This is a genomic window from Longimicrobium sp., assembly GCF_036399935.1.
In the GTDB taxonomy this organism is placed as follows: Bacteria; Gemmatimonadota; Gemmatimonadetes; order Longimicrobiales; family Longimicrobiaceae; genus Longimicrobium.
On sequence record NZ_DASWMD010000016.1, the window covers coordinates 40500 to 55187 of the forward strand.

At 71.3% G+C, this 14688-nt stretch carries 9 protein-coding genes; 6 read left to right on the forward strand and 3 right to left on the reverse strand.

Features of this window, described 5'->3' with window-relative positions; translation table 11 throughout:
- Positions 1-146 precede the first annotated feature (146 nt).
- The 3 genes from VGB24_RS04835 to VGB24_RS04845 all read left to right on the forward strand — a co-directional run bounded on the left by VGB24_RS04835 (position 147) and on the right by VGB24_RS04845 (position 6208).
- Positions 147-1658 carry an ATPase domain-containing protein gene (locus tag VGB24_RS04835; RefSeq protein ID WP_331071828.1) on the forward strand — a complete coding sequence of 504 codons (1512 nt, stop codon included), beginning with the start codon at positions 147-149 and terminating at the stop codon, positions 1656-1658.
- Positions 1639-2859 (forward strand): HAMP domain-containing sensor histidine kinase, encoded by a 1221-nt coding sequence (locus tag VGB24_RS04840; protein ID WP_331071829.1) that lies wholly within the window; start codon positions 1639-1641, stop codon positions 2857-2859. Before VGB24_RS04835 ends, VGB24_RS04840 begins: the two co-directional genes overlap by 20 nt.
- 127 nt (positions 2860-2986) lie before the next feature.
- Positions 2987-6208 carry a GAF domain-containing protein gene (locus VGB24_RS04845; protein WP_331071830.1) on the forward strand — a complete coding sequence of 1074 codons (3222 nt, stop codon included), beginning with the start codon at positions 2987-2989 and terminating at the stop codon, positions 6206-6208.
- A 128-nt stretch (positions 6209-6336) separates the two neighbouring features.
- Here VGB24_RS04845 and VGB24_RS04850 read toward each other — a convergent pair whose 3' ends face one another.
- Positions 6337-7311, reverse strand: coding sequence for an AraC family transcriptional regulator (locus VGB24_RS04850; protein ID WP_331071831.1), 975 nt, complete (start codon positions 7309-7311; stop codon positions 6337-6339).
- A 242-nt stretch (positions 7312-7553) separates the two neighbouring features.
- Here VGB24_RS04850 and VGB24_RS04855 point away from each other — a divergent pair, with 242 nt between their 5' ends.
- Positions 7554-8405, forward strand: a complete 852-nt coding sequence (locus tag VGB24_RS04855) for an SDR family NAD(P)-dependent oxidoreductase (RefSeq protein ID WP_331071832.1) — start codon at positions 7554-7556, stop codon at positions 8403-8405.
- A gap of 93 nt (positions 8406-8498) precedes the next feature.
- On the opposite strand, the gene VGB24_RS04860 is transcribed toward VGB24_RS04855, so the two are convergent.
- Both VGB24_RS04860 and VGB24_RS04865 read right to left on the reverse strand, forming a co-directional pair.
- Positions 8499-9968 carry a sensor histidine kinase gene (locus tag VGB24_RS04860; RefSeq protein ID WP_331071833.1) on the reverse strand — a complete coding sequence of 490 codons (1470 nt, stop codon included), beginning with the start codon at positions 9966-9968 and terminating at the stop codon, positions 8499-8501.
- Between the two features lie 2 nt (positions 9969-9970).
- The gene (locus VGB24_RS04865) at positions 9971-11134 is read right to left on the reverse strand and encodes an FIST signal transduction protein (RefSeq protein ID WP_331071834.1); all 1164 of its coding nucleotides are present in this window, start codon (positions 11132-11134) and stop codon (positions 9971-9973) included.
- 315 nt (positions 11135-11449) lie between these two features.
- Between VGB24_RS04865 and VGB24_RS04870 the strand changes: the two genes are divergently transcribed.
- Together VGB24_RS04870 and VGB24_RS04875 are read left to right on the forward strand one after the other, a co-directional pair.
- Positions 11450-13189, forward strand: coding sequence for a sensor histidine kinase (locus tag VGB24_RS04870; RefSeq protein WP_331071835.1), 1740 nt, complete (start codon positions 11450-11452; stop codon positions 13187-13189).
- 292 nt (positions 13190-13481) lie between these two features.
- A complete protein-coding gene (locus VGB24_RS04875) occupies positions 13482-14567 on the forward strand; it encodes an outer membrane beta-barrel protein (protein WP_331071836.1) in 1086 nt (361 codons plus the stop codon).
- The last annotated feature ends 121 nt before the right edge of the window (positions 14568-14688 follow it).

The window sequence follows — 14688 nt, forward strand, 5'->3', positions numbered from 1 at the left end:
GCCAGGACCATCGCGCAGAAACGCCGCCGCTCCCCGGAGCGGCGGCGTTTTGGCGTCCGCCCCGCGTCCAGCCAGGGAGGTTCATGCCCCTCTGGCACTGCACGTGCGCCAGTGGCACCCATGCGTTTCTCCCCCGGAACCCGGCCATGAGCGAAATCACGCCTCCCGAAGTGCTGCGAGCCTCGTCGGGAATCGAAGGGTTGGACCGAATTCTCGGCGGGGGCTATCCCGCCCACGAGATCTACCTGATCGAGGGGGAGCCCGGGACCGGCAAGTCGCTCGCGGGACTGCACTTCCTGCGGGCCGGCGCGGAGCGCGGCGAGAAGTGCCTGCTGATCACCATGAGCCAGAGCAGGGAGGTCATCGGCCGGCTGGCCGCGTCCCATGGCTGGACGCTGGAGGGAGTGGAGGTCTACGAGATTTCCCCGGACAACGTGGTCCCCGAGCTCGGCGCGGAGCAGGTGCTCTTCCATACGGCCGACGTGGAGCTGGGCGAGATGATGCAGTCCATCCGCTCGGTGATCGACGAGATCCAGCCGACCCGCGTGGTGTTCGACGCCGTTTCCGAGCTTCGCCTGCTTTCCAACGACGCGGGCCGCTACCAGCGCCAGCTGTTCATTCTCAAGGAGCTGTTCGCCAACCGGGGCGCGACGGTGCTGTTCCTGGACAACCACCCGGTGATGCCCGGCCACAGCGAGCTCCAGCACCTGGCCTTCGGCGTGATCCTCCTGAACCATACGCCCACCTCGTACGGCAACGAGCGCCGCCAGCTGCGCGTGCTGAAGGTGCGGGGGATCCGCTACGACGACGGCGTGCACGACTTCCGCATCTGCACGGGAGGGCTGAAGGTGTTCCCGCGGCTCCGGACCGGCGAACGGCTGCACAACGCCTGGCGGGCCCACGAGAGCGGCATCGAGGAGATCGACAAGATGCTGGGCGGCGGGCTGGCCGAGGGGAGCTCCACGCTCTTCCTGGGCCCGTCCGGCACGGGGAAGAGCTCCCTGGCCTCGCACTACGCCTTCGCGGCGGCGGAGCGGGGGGAGCGCTCCATCTTCTTCCTGTTCGACGAGCGCCCCGAAACGTTCATCCACCGGACGGAGGGGATCGGGATGAACATCCGCCCGCACCTGGACTCGGGGATGATCACCCTTCGCGAGATCGACACGGGCGAGGTGTCGCCGGGCGAGTTCGCGGACCTGGTGCGGTCGCAGGTGCAGGAGCGCGCGGTGCGGATGGTGGTCATCGACAGCCTGACCGGCTACATGAGCGCCATGCCCGACGAGCGGATGCTGATCACGCAGATGCACGAGCTGCTCACCTACCTGAGCAGCCAGACCGTGCTCTCCATTCTGATCGTGGCGCAGCACGGGGTGCTGGGGCCCACCCTCGGCGGCCCGGTGGATGTAAGCTACCTGGCCGACACGGTCCTCCTCCTGCGCCACTTCGAGGCGGACGGCGCCATCCGGCGGGCGATCAGCGTGTTCAAGAAGCGGTACGGCGGGCACGGTCACGGGATCCGCGAGTTCCAGATCACCCCCAACGGCATGGAAGTGGGCGAGCCCCTCACGGGCTTCCGGGGCGTGCTCTCGGGGAGCCCGTCGTTCGAGGGGCCGGATGCCACCCTGATGGACCTGGCCGATGCCCCACCCGCCAACTGAGGAGGCCCACCGCCTCGGGGCCACCCTCCAGGGCCTGGGGGCGAACCCGGACTTCGGCGCGCCCGGGTTCCGCATCCTGGTCTTCGCCCCGGTGGGCCGCACCGCGGAGCTGGCGAAGCAGGCGCTGGGGCGGGCCGGGTTCGCCTGCACCGTGTGCGCGGCGATGGACGAGTTCTGCGCGGCGTTCCGGGAGGGCGCGGGCGCGGCGCTGCTGGTGGAGGAGGCGCTCTCCTCGGCCGCCTCGGTGCGGCTGCTGGTGGATGCGCTCACCGAGCAGCCGGTGTGGTCCGACTGCCCCGTGCAGGTGTTCGTGGCGAACTCGGAGAAGCCCTCGCCTCCCCTCGCCACCCTGGCGCGGCTCTGCGCCGGGCGGAGCGTGCTGCTCCTGGACCGCCCCGTGACTCCCGGCTCGCTGATCTCCGTGATGCGGGCGGCGCTCCAGAACCGCGCCCGCCAGTACGCGCTGCGCGACCTGCTGGCCCAGTACGACGAGGCCCGCGCCGAGGCAGACTCGGCCAACCGCGCGAAGGGGGAGTTCCTTTCGGTGATGAGCCACGAGCTGAGGACGCCGCTCAACGCCATCGGCGGCTACACCGAGCTGATCGAGATGGGAATCCGCGGGCCCGTGACCCCGGAGCAGCGGACGGACCTGGAACGCATCCGGATGAGCCAGAAGCACCTGCTGGGGCTGGTGAACGAGGTGCTCAACTACACCAAGCTGGAGACGGGCACCGTGGAGTACGACATCGCCGACGTTCCCGTGCGGGAGGCGTTCGCTTCCGCGGAGGCGCTGGTGATGCCGCAGGCGAGGGCGAAGGGGCTGGAGCTGGTCATCGGCGAAACCGAGCGCGCGATGGCCGTACGCGCGGATGCCGACAAGCTGCGGCAGATCCTGGTGAACCTGCTGACCAACGCGGTGAAGTTCACCCATCCCAAGGGCCGGATCTACCTCGATTGCGAGCGCGAAGGGGAGTGCATCTGCTTCACCGTCCGCGACACGGGGATCGGCATTCCCGAAGACCGGCTCGCGGCGGTGTTCGAGCCGTTCGTGCAGGTGCGCTCCGACCTCACGCGCACCCAGGAGGGAACCGGGCTGGGGCTCGCCATCAGCCGCCAGCTGGCGCGCGGGATGGGGGGCAACCTCGTGGTGGTGAGCGCGCCCGGCGTGGGAAGCACCTTCACCCTGAAGCTTCCCGCCTGACGACGATCACACCACGCCCACGCCCTGGCGTGCCCGCGCGCCACGCCGCACGCAAATTGCACCGGGCGGCGCACCCGGCGCCGCCGATTCCCCGGCGGCGCGCCTCGATCCGCATACCTGAAAGGCTGTGAATTCCACCCCTCTCCTCGACGAAGACCACGCGCGCTTCCGATCCGTCGTCGAGCAGTTTCCCTCCGCGGCCGCCGTATACGAAGGGGCGGACCACGTCGTGGTTGCCGCCTCCGCCGCGTACCGCCGCATCGTCGGGGGACGCGACCTGGTCGGGCGCCCGTTCCGCGAGGCGCTTCCCGAGCTGCACGCGCAGGGCTTTACCGCCCTGCTGGACCGTGCCTTCGCGACGGGGGAGCCCGTCGAGGGCGCCGGGGTCGTCGCCGAGTGGGACGACGACGGCGACGGCCACGTGGAGTCGCACGTCGTGGACTTCACCTATCAGCCGCTCACCGACGCCACGGGCCGGGTGTGGGGGATCGTCGCCCACGTGCTGGACGTCACCCCGCGCCACCGCGCCGAGGCCGCGCTCCGCCGCAGCGAGGCCCTGTTCCGCGCCACCTTCGAGCATGCAGGCATCGGCATCGCGCTCGGAGGGCTGGACCGGGTGCCGGCGGCGATCAATCCCGCCCTGTCGCGGATGCTCCGCTACTCGCTGCAGGAGCTGCGGGACACCGGGTTCCACGGCATCACGCATCCAGAGGACCGGGACCGGAACCGCGCGCTCTACGAGGCGCTGATTGCCGGGGAGAGCGACAGCTACCGGGCCGAAACGCGCTACATCCGCAAGGGCGGGGGCGTCGTCTGGGCGGACCTGGTCGTTTCGCTCGTCCGGGGCGATGACGGGGCGCCGCTCCACACCGTGGGGATGGTGCTCGACAGCACCGAGCGCAAGCGGGTCGAAGCGCTGCTCCAGGAGCAGGCGGTCGAGCTGGAGCAGCAGGTGGAGGAAGCGCACTCGCTCAACGAGCAGCTGGAGGCCACCAACCAGGAGCTGCGCGCCGCCACCGAAGACGCGCAGGCGGGACAGGAGCGGCTGGCGTTCCTGTCGCACGCCAGCGAGATCCTGGGCTCGTCGCTGGACTACGAGGCCACGCTGCGGAGCGTAGCGAAGCTGGCGGTGGAGCGGCTGGCGGACTGGTGCGTGGTGGAGATGGCCGAGGGACCGCGGCGGATCCGGTCCGTGGCGCACCGGGAGCCGGCGAAAGTGGCCTGGGCGGAGGAGATCACCCGCCGGTACCCCCCGGACCCGGAGGCGGCGACGGGGATCCCGGCCGTGCTGCGTAGCGGCCGGTCCGAGTTCTACGAGCACATCCCCGACGAGATGCTCGTGGCCGCGGCTCGCGACGAGACGCACCTCGCGCTGCTGCGGCAGATCGGCTTCACGTCGGCCCTCACCGTGCCGCTGACGGTGAGGGAACGGCAGGTGGGCGCCCTGATGCTGGTGTCGGCCGAGACGGGGCGCCGCTTCACCCCCGCGGACCTCGCCGTCGCCGAGGACCTGGGCCGGCGGGCGGCGACCGCGGTGGAGAACGCGCAGCTGCTCCGGGCCAGCGAACGCGCGGCGAACCGGTCGCGCCTTCTCCAGGCGTTCGCCGCGGCGCTCAACGAGTCGTCCGGCATCGCCCAGGTGGCACGCGCCTGCGTGGAGTACGGCATGGAGGTCCTGGGGGCGAGCGCCGGATCGCTGGGACTCCTGTCCGGCGGGGGAAGCGAGTTCCAGATCCTGCACTCGCGCGGCTACGCCGCCGATGTGGCCGCGCGCTGGGCCCGTTTTCCGCTCACCCCCGGGCGTCCGCTGTCCGACGCGGTCCGGGAGGGCCAGCCGCGCATCATGGGCAGCCGCGCGGAGGTCGAGGCGCGCTACCCGGGGATGGCCGCCGAGTTCGGCCGGGCAGGCACCGAGGCCTACATCGCCATCCCCGTCGGCGCGCGCGGCCAGGTGATCGGTGGGCTCTCCTTCAGCTTTTCCGAGGAGCAGCACTTCGACGACGCCGAGCTCGCCGTTCTCCTGACCCTCGGCGAGCAGGCGGCCCAGGCGCTGGAGCGGGCCCGGGCGCTGGAAGCCGAGCAGCGGCTTCGCGAGCGGGCGGAGGTTCTCGCCGAGTCGGGAGCGGTGCTCGCCGAGTCGCTGGACATCGAAGCCACCCTCGGGGCGCTCGCGCGGCTGGTGGTGCCGCGCGTGGCGGACTGGTGCTTCGTGGAGCTGGTCACCGACGACGGCCGCATCGAGCCGGCCGCCATTCACCACGGCGACCCGGAGCGGGTGGCGTGGGCCGGGAAGCTTCTCGCCAGGTACCCCATCGACCCCGCCGCGCCGTATGGCACCGCCCAGGTGGTGCGCTCGGGAGCACCGGAGCTGGTGCCGGAGATCCCCGAGGGCGTGTTCGAGGCGGTGGCGGAGGACGAGGAGCACCTGGCCGCTCTCCGCCAGACGGGATTCCGGTCGCACCTGTCGCTTCCCCTCACCGTGCGCGGGCGCACCATCGGGGCCCTCTCGCTCGTCCAGGCCGAGTCCGCGCGGCGGTTCGGGCCGGAGGACCTTGCCTTCGGGGAGGACCTGGCGCGGCGCGCGGCCGTGGCGATCGAAAACGCGCGGCTCTTCGCGGCGGAGCGGCAGGCGAGGGAGGTGGCGGAAGCGGCGAACCGCGGCAAGAGCGAGTTCCTGTCGGTGATGAGCCACGAGCTGCGCACCCCGCTGAACGCCATCGGCGGCTACACCGAGCTCATCGACATGGGCGTGCACGGGCCCGTGACCGCGGAGCAGCGCCAGGCGCTCGAGCGCATCCAGCGCAGCACCAAGCACCTGCTGGGGCTCATCAACGACGTGCTCAACTTTGCGCGCAGCGAATCGGCGGCCCCGCAGTACTTTCCCGAGCACGCACCCGTCGCCGAGATGATCGCCGCCGCGGAGGCGCTGGTCCTTCCGCAGCTCGTGGCCAAGGGGCTGGTCCGCGTCCCCGGGGATTGCGACCCGGCCCTCACCGTGTACGCCGACCCGGCGAAGGTCCAGCAGATCCTGCTCAACCTGCTCAGCAACGCCGTCAAGTTCACACCGCCGGGTGGGCGCATCGGCGTGGGCTGCGCGGCCGAGACCCACGCGGTCACGATCTCCGTCTCGGACACGGGGATCGGCATTTCGGACGAGGGGCTGCGCAGGGTGTTCGAGCCCTTCTTCCAGGTGGACGCCCGCCTCACGCGCACCGAGGGCGGGGTAGGGCTGGGGCTGGCGATCAGCCGTGACCTCGCCCGCAGCATGGGGGGAGACCTGACCGCGGAGTCCACGGAGGGCTCGGGGAGCACCTTCCGGCTTCGCCTTCCGCGCCATGCAGATGGATAGGCGCAGGTACGTGCCGCCAGTGCGGATGCTGCTGGTCGTCCCCAAACTCGCGGTACTCTTGCGGGGGGACGAGGGCGCGCGCCCTTCAATTTCCGGCCGTCCAGTTCAGCAGGACCGACGGCTGGGCGTCACGGCACGATCCGCGGGTCTCCACCTGCCGTGGCGCCACGCACCAGCTCGGCGTCTCGCCGCGGTGGCTGACCGAAGAGCCGGGCGTACTCCCGGCTGAACTGCGATGCGCTGGCGTACCCCACCTCGTACGCGACCGCTTCCGCGGTCGGCCCTCCCGAGAGAAGGCGGCGGCGTGCCTCCTGCAGCCGCAGCCGCTTCTGGTACTGGAGCGGACTCATCGCCGTCGCCGCCTTGAAGTGGTGATGCAGCGCCGAAGGGCTCATGTGGACCTGATGGGCGAGCGCCTCGACCTGCAGTGGTTCCGCGAAGTGCTCCTTAATCCAGGCGATCGCCCCTGAAACGCGCCGCAGGCGGCCGTCTCCGATCGCCATCTGGGCCAGACGCCCGAACTGCTCGCTCTGCAGAAGCCGGTAATCGATCTCCCGCAGGATGAGCGGCGCCAGCACCGGGATGTCTTCCGGCGTATCGAGGAGCCGCACCAGCCGAAGAAATCCCTCCAGGAGGGACGCCCGCAGGGGCGTCACGTACAGCGCCCGCCCATCGTGATCGTCGCGCGGAACCTGCCGATGCGTCTCCACGATCAATTCCGCGAGCTCGCGCGGGTCTACGGTGAGCGTCATGCAGAGGTAGGGCTCGTCCGGGCTCGCCTCCAGGACGTGGCTGACGACCGGCAGCTCCATCGAAACCGCCAGGTACCGGGAGCGGTCATAGACATAGGTGGTATCGCCGAGCGTCACCTGCTTCCGCCCCTGGACCACCACGTACACCGCGGGGTCCTGAAGCGCGTGTGCCGGCTCCGTCGGATGCGAGAACCGGTAGAGCTTCAGGGCCGGGATGGCTGTCGAATGCATCCCGTCCGAGCCCGTTCGCAGGTCGAGAAGCCGCGCGAGCTCCCCGCGGAGCGCTTCCTCGCCGATGTCCTCCGAACCCGCTTCCGCAGGCTGAGCCGATTTTCCCGTGTACGGTGCCATGCGTTTCGCCCCCCCCTGCTGAGTAGACCATCTCCCGCCGCTCCGACGATACACCCGCGCCCCCCGTGGTTCCAGCACCGTGGAGGAATAGGCAAGCATCGTCCACGATCAGGCACGGTCAAGCGAAGCGAGCGCGGCTACATTTCTCGCCGTGGGAGGGCCCGGGATCAGGGCCATCAAGCGGGGCAGGAGCATGAGCCCCCAGCCTGCTTCACGAACGCTATTCGACAGGGATAATCAACATGAACAGCAGGAAGACCTGGTTCATTACCGGCGCGGGACGCGGCATGGGCGTCGAGTTCGCGAAGGCGGCGCTGGCGGCTGGCCACAGCGTCGTGGCGACCGGCCGCAACCCCGCTGCCGTCGCGAAGGCGGTCGGCGACGCTGACGATCTGCTCGCGGTGAAGCTCGACGTCACCAGCCGTGAGGATGCCGAGGCGGCGGTCAAGGCCGCCGTCGAGCGGTTCGGACGCATCGACGTGCTGGTCAACAACGCGGCGATCTTCGAAGCGGGGTTCTTCGAGGAGCTGGCACCGGAGCAGATCGAGCGGACGCTCAACGCGAACCTCGTCGGCCAGATGCTCGTCACCCGGGCCGTGCTGCCCGTGATGCGCGCGCAGGGCGCGGGGCACGTCGTAACGATCTCGTCGACCGCCGGGCTCGCCTCGGGCGTCGAGTTCACGAGCGCCTACGCCGCGTCGAAGTTCGGCCTCGAGGGGTGGATGGAGGCGCTCCGCGTAGAGATCGCGCCATTCGGCATCCACACCACCATCGTCAACCCGGGCTTCTTTCGCACGGAGCTCCTGTCGGAACAGTCGACGCGCTACGCCGAGCCGTCCATCGCGGACTACGACGCGCGCCGCGGGCCGTTGATGGCCACATGGACGGCGACGCACGGGCAGCAGGCCGGCGACCCGGAAAAGCTCGCGCAGGCGCTGCTCACCATTGCCATGCAGCAGCCGCCGCCGCGCCGCTTCCTCGCTGGTGCCGACGCCATCAGCACGGCCGAGCAGAAGATCGCCGACCTGCAGGCGGACATCCAGTCCAACCTGCAGCTCTCGACCTCGCTCGCGTTCGACGCCTCAGGGACCTGAAGGCGACCAGCTCGGCCGGCGTGGGGTCGAGCTTCTAACTCCATCACCCGGCCGGCGATCGCGCCGGAGTGGGGCAGGGCGCGCGGCGTTCGGTCAGGCGGTCTGCGCGTCCACGCGGATGGCGTCGTCCAGGGCTCCCGCTTCGGCCGTGACCGCCGGGAGCCACAGGACGAAACGTGAGCCCCGTCCCTCGCTGCTGGTCGCGGTGAGGTCGCCCCCCATCAAGCGGGCCAGCTGCCGGCTGATGGTGAGCCCCAGCCCCGTTCCGCCCTTCGTCCGCGTGTGCCCTTCCTCGGCCTGGATGAAGGGCTGGAAGATGCGCGGCAGCTGGCCGGCCGGGATGCCGATCCCGGTGTCCTCGACCGCCAGGAACGTCCACGGGCCCGCGCCCGCGAGCTCGGCGTCCGCGTCCGGCCGGCCGGTGGTACCGCAGCGGATGGTCACCCGCCCTCCGGCCGTCGTGAACTTCAGCGCGTTGGAGAGCAGGTTCACGACGATCTGGCGCACCCGGTCGCGGTCGCCCACGTAGACGGCCCGCGACTCCGGGCATTCGTCCCGGAGGGTGAGTGCCCCCGCCTGGGCCTGCAGCCCGACCAGCGCGACCGCCTCCGCGACCACGTCGGCCACGGGTTCGCGGGTGTGCTCCACCGTCATGTGCCCGGCCTCGACCTTGGCCACGTCCAGGATGTCGTTGATCAGCGTGAGCAGGTGGGCGCTGCTTGCCCGGATCCGTTCCAGCTGCGCCTGCTGCTCCGGCGTAACCGGCCCGGTGACGCCCATGGCCAGGAGCTCCGCATAGCCGATCACCGCGTTGATCGGCGTGCGGAGCTCGTGGCTCATGTTGGCCAGGAACGACGACTTCGCCCGGTTTGCCTCGTCGGCCTCGGCGCGGGCGCGCTCCGCCTCTTCCGCGCGCATCCCGAGCTCGTCGTTGAGCACTTCGAGCTCCACCGCCTGGTCCTGCAGCTGTTCCGCGTGGGCCTGCAGCTCCGTCGCCAGCGCCTCGGCCTCTTCCGCCCGCTGCCCGGCCTGCGCCCGCGCCGCGCCGGCTTCGGCGAGCGCTTCTTCCAGGCGCCCGCGCAGCTCCTGCAGCGTGTTCGTAAGCGCCCGCTCCCGTTCGGCGGCTTCGCGCGCCGCCCGCAGGCGCACCTCGTCGGCGATCACCTGCCGCTCGGACTGGAAGTACGCCGACAGCAGGGGCAGGAGCGGGCGAAGCAGCCCGGGCCCGGGCGCGCCGGGGGCAGGCCGCACCAGCACCGCGGCGGTGCCGTCCGCCAGCGCGCAGCCCTGCGCCGGCTCGGGCCCGTCCGCGCCGGGCACCGTCCCCTCGAAGCCGCCGTCGCGCGCCGACGCCTCGATGAAGGCCCGCCACGCCGCGGCCCCCCGCAGCACCTGCGGAAAGCCGGGCGCGGGGAGCACCACGCCCAGCTCGGGGTCCGGGGCAAAGAGCAGCAGGCGCTGGCCGCCGAGCAGGCGGGCGAGCGCGGCGGCGGCCTCGGGGCGCCGCTCCGGGGTGGCGAGCTCGCCGACCCGCTCGAGGAGCCCGGCGGGCGGCGCGTTCATGGTTACCGGGGGATCGTGCAAACGACCGCCGTGCAGTTGTGGAAGCCGCTGAACTGGCCCTCGGCCTGGGCGATCTGGCCATAGGTGTTGAAGCCCGCCATGGGGGTGCTGCCCAGCTCGCGCTGCACCGCCGCCAGCTCGGCCCCGAACTCCTGCCCCAGCCGCAGCCGGGTGGCGACGCAGTCGAACACCAGCGCCACCGCGGGCTCGTTGCCGTCCATCTGCGCCAGCGCGGCGCGCGTGGCTTCGGCCGCGGCGTCGGCGGCGGACGCGGCGGTCGTCGTCATGATGCAGGCGGAGGCACCGGAGGGCACGTCGGCCGCGCACCCCACCGATCCGTCCTCGCTTACCGACAGCGGAACGCGCAGCCGGTATCCCTCCGGCGACTCCACGCCCAGGACGTTGTGCAGGAAGAAGGGAACGGGCTCGCCGCGGTCGAAGCGCTGGCCGGTGGACGCGGCGTGCGTTTCGAAGACCTCGGCCGTGGATACGGCGTTCAGGCTTCCCACCCGCACTCCCTCCGCCTCGGTGACGCGCATGCGCTCCCCGCCCGGCGCCCATCCGTGGCGCACGCCGATGCCGATGCGCTTGTTCGAGAGGATCTCCAGCGCCACCGCGGCGTCGGTGGCCACCTCGGTGCCGCAGAACACCACGGTGTGCTCGAAGCGCGCGTCGTCACCGGCGCCGCCGCCGAAGAAGCGGTAGACGCCCCCGGTGAGCAGGGTCAGTCGGTCCACCAGGTCATCGGCGAAGCCGGCCAGCGCGTCGGTGAACACGAGCGCCGCGTGGTGGCGGTACCCGGGCGTGTGCCGGCCGCGGAACCCGGAGGCCAGCGCCTCGGCCGCGGCCGCGCGGTCTTCCCGCAGGCCGCGGCCGATGGCGGCGGCGAACCGCATCTCGGGCGCGGCGAGGCCCACCGCGCAGGTCATTCCCACGCCGGCCTCGTCGCTGGTGAACTCGCCCGCCGAGGAGCAGCCCACCAGCACGCCGGGGCGGCACGAGGCGGTGAGCGCCCGGAGAAGCCCCTCGTGGTCCTGGCCGGGCGAGGCGAAAACGATGAGGGCATCCGGGGATTCGCCTCCCAGCTGCTGCAGCACGGCCGCGCCCAGCTCCTCGCCCGCCGCAGAGCCGGAACTGCGCGAAATCGCGATCGCGGCCTTGGTCATTTTTGCACCTGTTCCAGGTTCGTGGAGCGGAGGAGCGGCATCGGGACGGGATGATGCGCGCGCGCCGGGTCCGGCGCTTTCCCGCAATGGCGCACGGTCCCGCTGCACAGGCTCGCCGCTGACGGAAGCGGCTGCGCCGGTGCATCGCACCCTGCCACGGTGGACCCTGCAACATCCATTCTTCGGCCGCCCGGGGACCGGCCGGCCGGGGCTGGGAGCGTTTGATGCATGCTGGCAGGGAAGGGGGGGCGCCGCCTCCCGGTCTCCGTGCTCCGGCCGCCGATGCGCCGGGACTTTCCCGTGTCGAGATTTTCTGTGACTCCACTCCAGGCCGGCAGCTCACTCTTCCACGAGCGCGACCTCTCCTACCTGGTCGAGGCCACTCGCCTGCTGGCTGATTCGCTGGACGTGGAAACCACCCTCGCGGCGGTCGCGCGGCTCGCCCTTCCGGACCTGGGCTCCTGGTGCATGGTGGACCTGGTGGAGGGCGACCACATGCGGCGGCTCGCCATCATCCACCCCGATCCGCACAAGCAGGCCCTGGCGGAGCAGCTGCTGCAGGGGTGGCCGCCGCTGCGCGACGATCCGCTCGGCATCCCCTCCGCCATCCGCACCCGGCAAACGCAGGTCGTCTTTCCGGTGACGGACGACATGCTCGTCGCGGCGGCCCACTCCCCGGGCAACCTGGAGCTGCTGCGCGCGCTCGAAATCGGCTCGTTCATGACCATTCCCCTGCTGGCGCGGGGCGAGATCCTGGGGGCCATCACCTACGTCAGCCCCAACCACGACGACCCGTTCACCCGCGAAGACCGGGTGCTCGGAGAAGATCTCGCCGCCCGCGCCGCCATCGCCATCGACAACTCGCGGCTGATGCGGCAGGCGCAGCGTGCCCAGGCGGCCGCCGAAATCTCGGAGAAGCGCTTCTCGGGGATCATCAACATCGCCGCGGAGGCCATCATCTCGGTAGACGAGGCCCAGCGCATCGTGCTGTTCAACGAGGGGGCGGAGCACATCTTCGGGTACGGCATGGACGAGGTGATGGGCCAGCCTCTCACCATCCTGCTGCCGGAGAGCGCGCGGGGGGTGCACGAGAAGCACGTGCGGACCTTCGGCGACTCGCCCCAGGTGGCGCGGCGCATGGGACAGCGGCGGCAGATCTCCGGCCGCCGCAAGAACGGGGTGGAGTTTCCGGCCGAAGCGTCCATCTCCAAGCTGGAGCTCGGGGGGGAGCGGGTGTACACGGTCGTCCTGCGCGACATCACCGAGGCGCGGAACGCCGTGCTGGCCCAGGAAGCGCTGCTGCTCGCCGTGACGCGGGCCATGGAGGCGCGGACCCGGCTGCTCCGGGGTGTGACCCACGACGTGAAGAACCCCCTGGGCGCGGCGGATGGATACGCGCAGCTCCTGGAGCTGGAGCTGCAGGGAACCCTTCTCCCGGAACAGGTGAAGTGGGTCGCGGGCGTGCGCCGGGGGATCGGCCGCGCGCTGGCCCTGATCACCGACCTCCTGGACCTGTCGCTCGCCGAGAGCGGTGGGCTGCCCATCGTCCGCGAAACGGCCGACCTGAGGCTGCTGGTGGTGGAAGTGCTGGAGGAGCACCGGGGGATCGCCGAAGCCGCCGGACACGTGCTCACCTGCGAATGCAACGAGCGCGTGCCGATCGAAACGGACCCCGAACGGGTGCGCCAGGTGCTCGGCAACCTCGTCACCAACGCGCTCAAGTACACGCCCCCGCCGGGACGCGTCACCCTGTGGATCGAGCGGGATGCGCAGGGCGGGCCCAAGCGGTCCGGGCCCTGGGTGGCGGCCCACGTGAGCGACAGCGGCCCCGGGATTCCGCCCGCCGAACGGGAGAGCATCTTCGGCGAGTTCCACCGGCTGCACACCGCCGAGCAGGCGAGCGGCCACGGGCTGGGACTGGCGATCAGCCGGTTGATCGCACGCCTTCTGGACGGCGACCTCACCGTGTCGGGCAAGCCGAACGAAGGCGCCACCTTCTCGCTCTGGCTCCCCGCCAGCCCCGTCGACCTGAACGCGCCTTCGCCCGCGAGCTGATCGCCGGCGTGGCCCGACGTTCCGGCGAAGTTCCTCCCGCGGCACCCCGAACGCTCTTCGGGATCTCCCCCTCCGCCCAGCCCGCACGCGCACGCACCAGTCGGTGGCATCCCGAACGGGGGCTCCCGATCCGCGATCCCCGTGCCCGCCGGTAAGCACCTGCGCGGGTTCTACTTGACCAAGTGGTAAATAAGTAGTACCTTGTATTGTACATATGGTTAATATCGCTGCCCAGCCGTGGGCGATCATCGGCGGAGCAGGGAAGCGTTCCACCTTTTGGAGAGGAACAGTCATGGCGAGAGACAGTTTGGCCATCCGCGCGATCACGGCCGCGGTGATGGTGTCGTGCTTCAGCGTGCCCGTGGCGGCGCAGGCCGGGGCACCGCGCGCCGGGACCATCGAGATCGGCGCCTTCGGGCAGTGGACCGCGTTCGACGCGAACGCGGGCCGCCCCAACGTGGTTCCCGAGGACGGGTTCGGGTACGGGGCGCGGCTGGGCGTGTTCTTCACCCCGCGCCTTCAGCTGGAAGCCGATGGCTACCTTTCGCCGCAGGACCGCGATCCCGACGAAACGTTCTGCTGCACGGGGGCGCAGCCGACCCAGGTAGACGTTTCGGCGTTCGCGCTTCGCCTGAACTACAACTTCCCCCTCGCCAGCCTCACGCACTTCATCGTCGGGGCCGGCGCCGTCCGCACGAACTACGCGTTCGGCGGGGGCACCGGGCCCGAAGCCGACAGCGCCAGCTTCGGCGTTTCCGGCCTTGCGGGCCTGCGCATGGCACTGGCCGGCCCGCTGGCCATTCGCGTGGACGGCGTGGCCGACTACATGCCCGGCCACGAGCCCGAGGCCAACCTGAACCTGCACGCCCGTGCCGGGCTGAGCCTGCTGCTGGGCACCGCCCGCCCCATGGCGATGATGGTTCCGCCGCCCCCGCCGCTCCCCGAGCCCGTCGCCGTGCAGCCCCCGCCCGCGCCTCCCGCCGCCCCGATGGCGAGGACGATCGACGTGTGCGTGGTGGAGAACGGCGCGCTGCGCACCGTGCAGGCGCAGTACACCCAGGCCACGGGCGACACCACGGTCGCGGGCCGGCCCTTCGCGCAGGCCTACCCGGCCACCGCGGCGCAGTACGCCGCGGGTGCGGCGTGGTACATCCAGAACGAGCAGATCACCGTGCAGGGACGGCGCTACGTGAGGTTCGGCCTGCCGCGCGTGCTGGGCACCGGCGAGGTGGCGCGGATCGCCGATCACCAGGGCGTTCCGGTGTTCGCCCAGGCGGGTGCGGCGCGTCCGGAGGTGGTCTACCTGCCGGTGCGGCCCGGGTGCGAGTTCCAGCCGTACCAGACCGAGGTCAAGTCCGGCGCCGTCCGCGGCGAGTAGCGGAACGGCGGGGCGCCCCCCGGGGCGCCCCGGGGATCGAGCATCTTCGAGAAATTTCCGTTCGACATGCGCGCGTCCGCGCGCAGTCGCGGTCACTCGCATCAGGTCGGGGGATTGGATG

Bases quoted from the DNA above. Each gene is read 5' to 3' on its own strand.
- VGB24_RS04835 (WP_331071828.1), top strand. From the start codon at position 147: ATGAGCGAAATCACGCCTCCCGAAGTGCTGCGAGCCTCGTCGGGAATC.
- VGB24_RS04840 (WP_331071829.1), top strand. From the start codon at position 1,639: ATGCCCCACCCGCCAACTGAGGAGGCCCACCGCCTCGGGGCCACCCTC.
- VGB24_RS04850 (WP_331071831.1), bottom strand. From the start codon at position 7,311: ATGGCACCGTACACGGGAAAATCGGCTCAGCCTGCGGAAGCGGGTTCG.
- VGB24_RS04855 (WP_331071832.1), top strand. From the start codon at position 7,554: ATGAACAGCAGGAAGACCTGGTTCATTACCGGCGCGGGACGCGGCATG.
- VGB24_RS04860 (WP_331071833.1), bottom strand. From the start codon at position 9,968: ATGAACGCGCCGCCCGCCGGGCTCCTCGAGCGGGTCGGCGAGCTCGCC.
- VGB24_RS04865 (WP_331071834.1), bottom strand. From the start codon at position 11,134: ATGACCAAGGCCGCGATCGCGATTTCGCGCAGTTCCGGCTCTGCGGCG.
- VGB24_RS04875 (WP_331071836.1), top strand. From the start codon at position 13,482: ATGGCGAGAGACAGTTTGGCCATCCGCGCGATCACGGCCGCGGTGATG.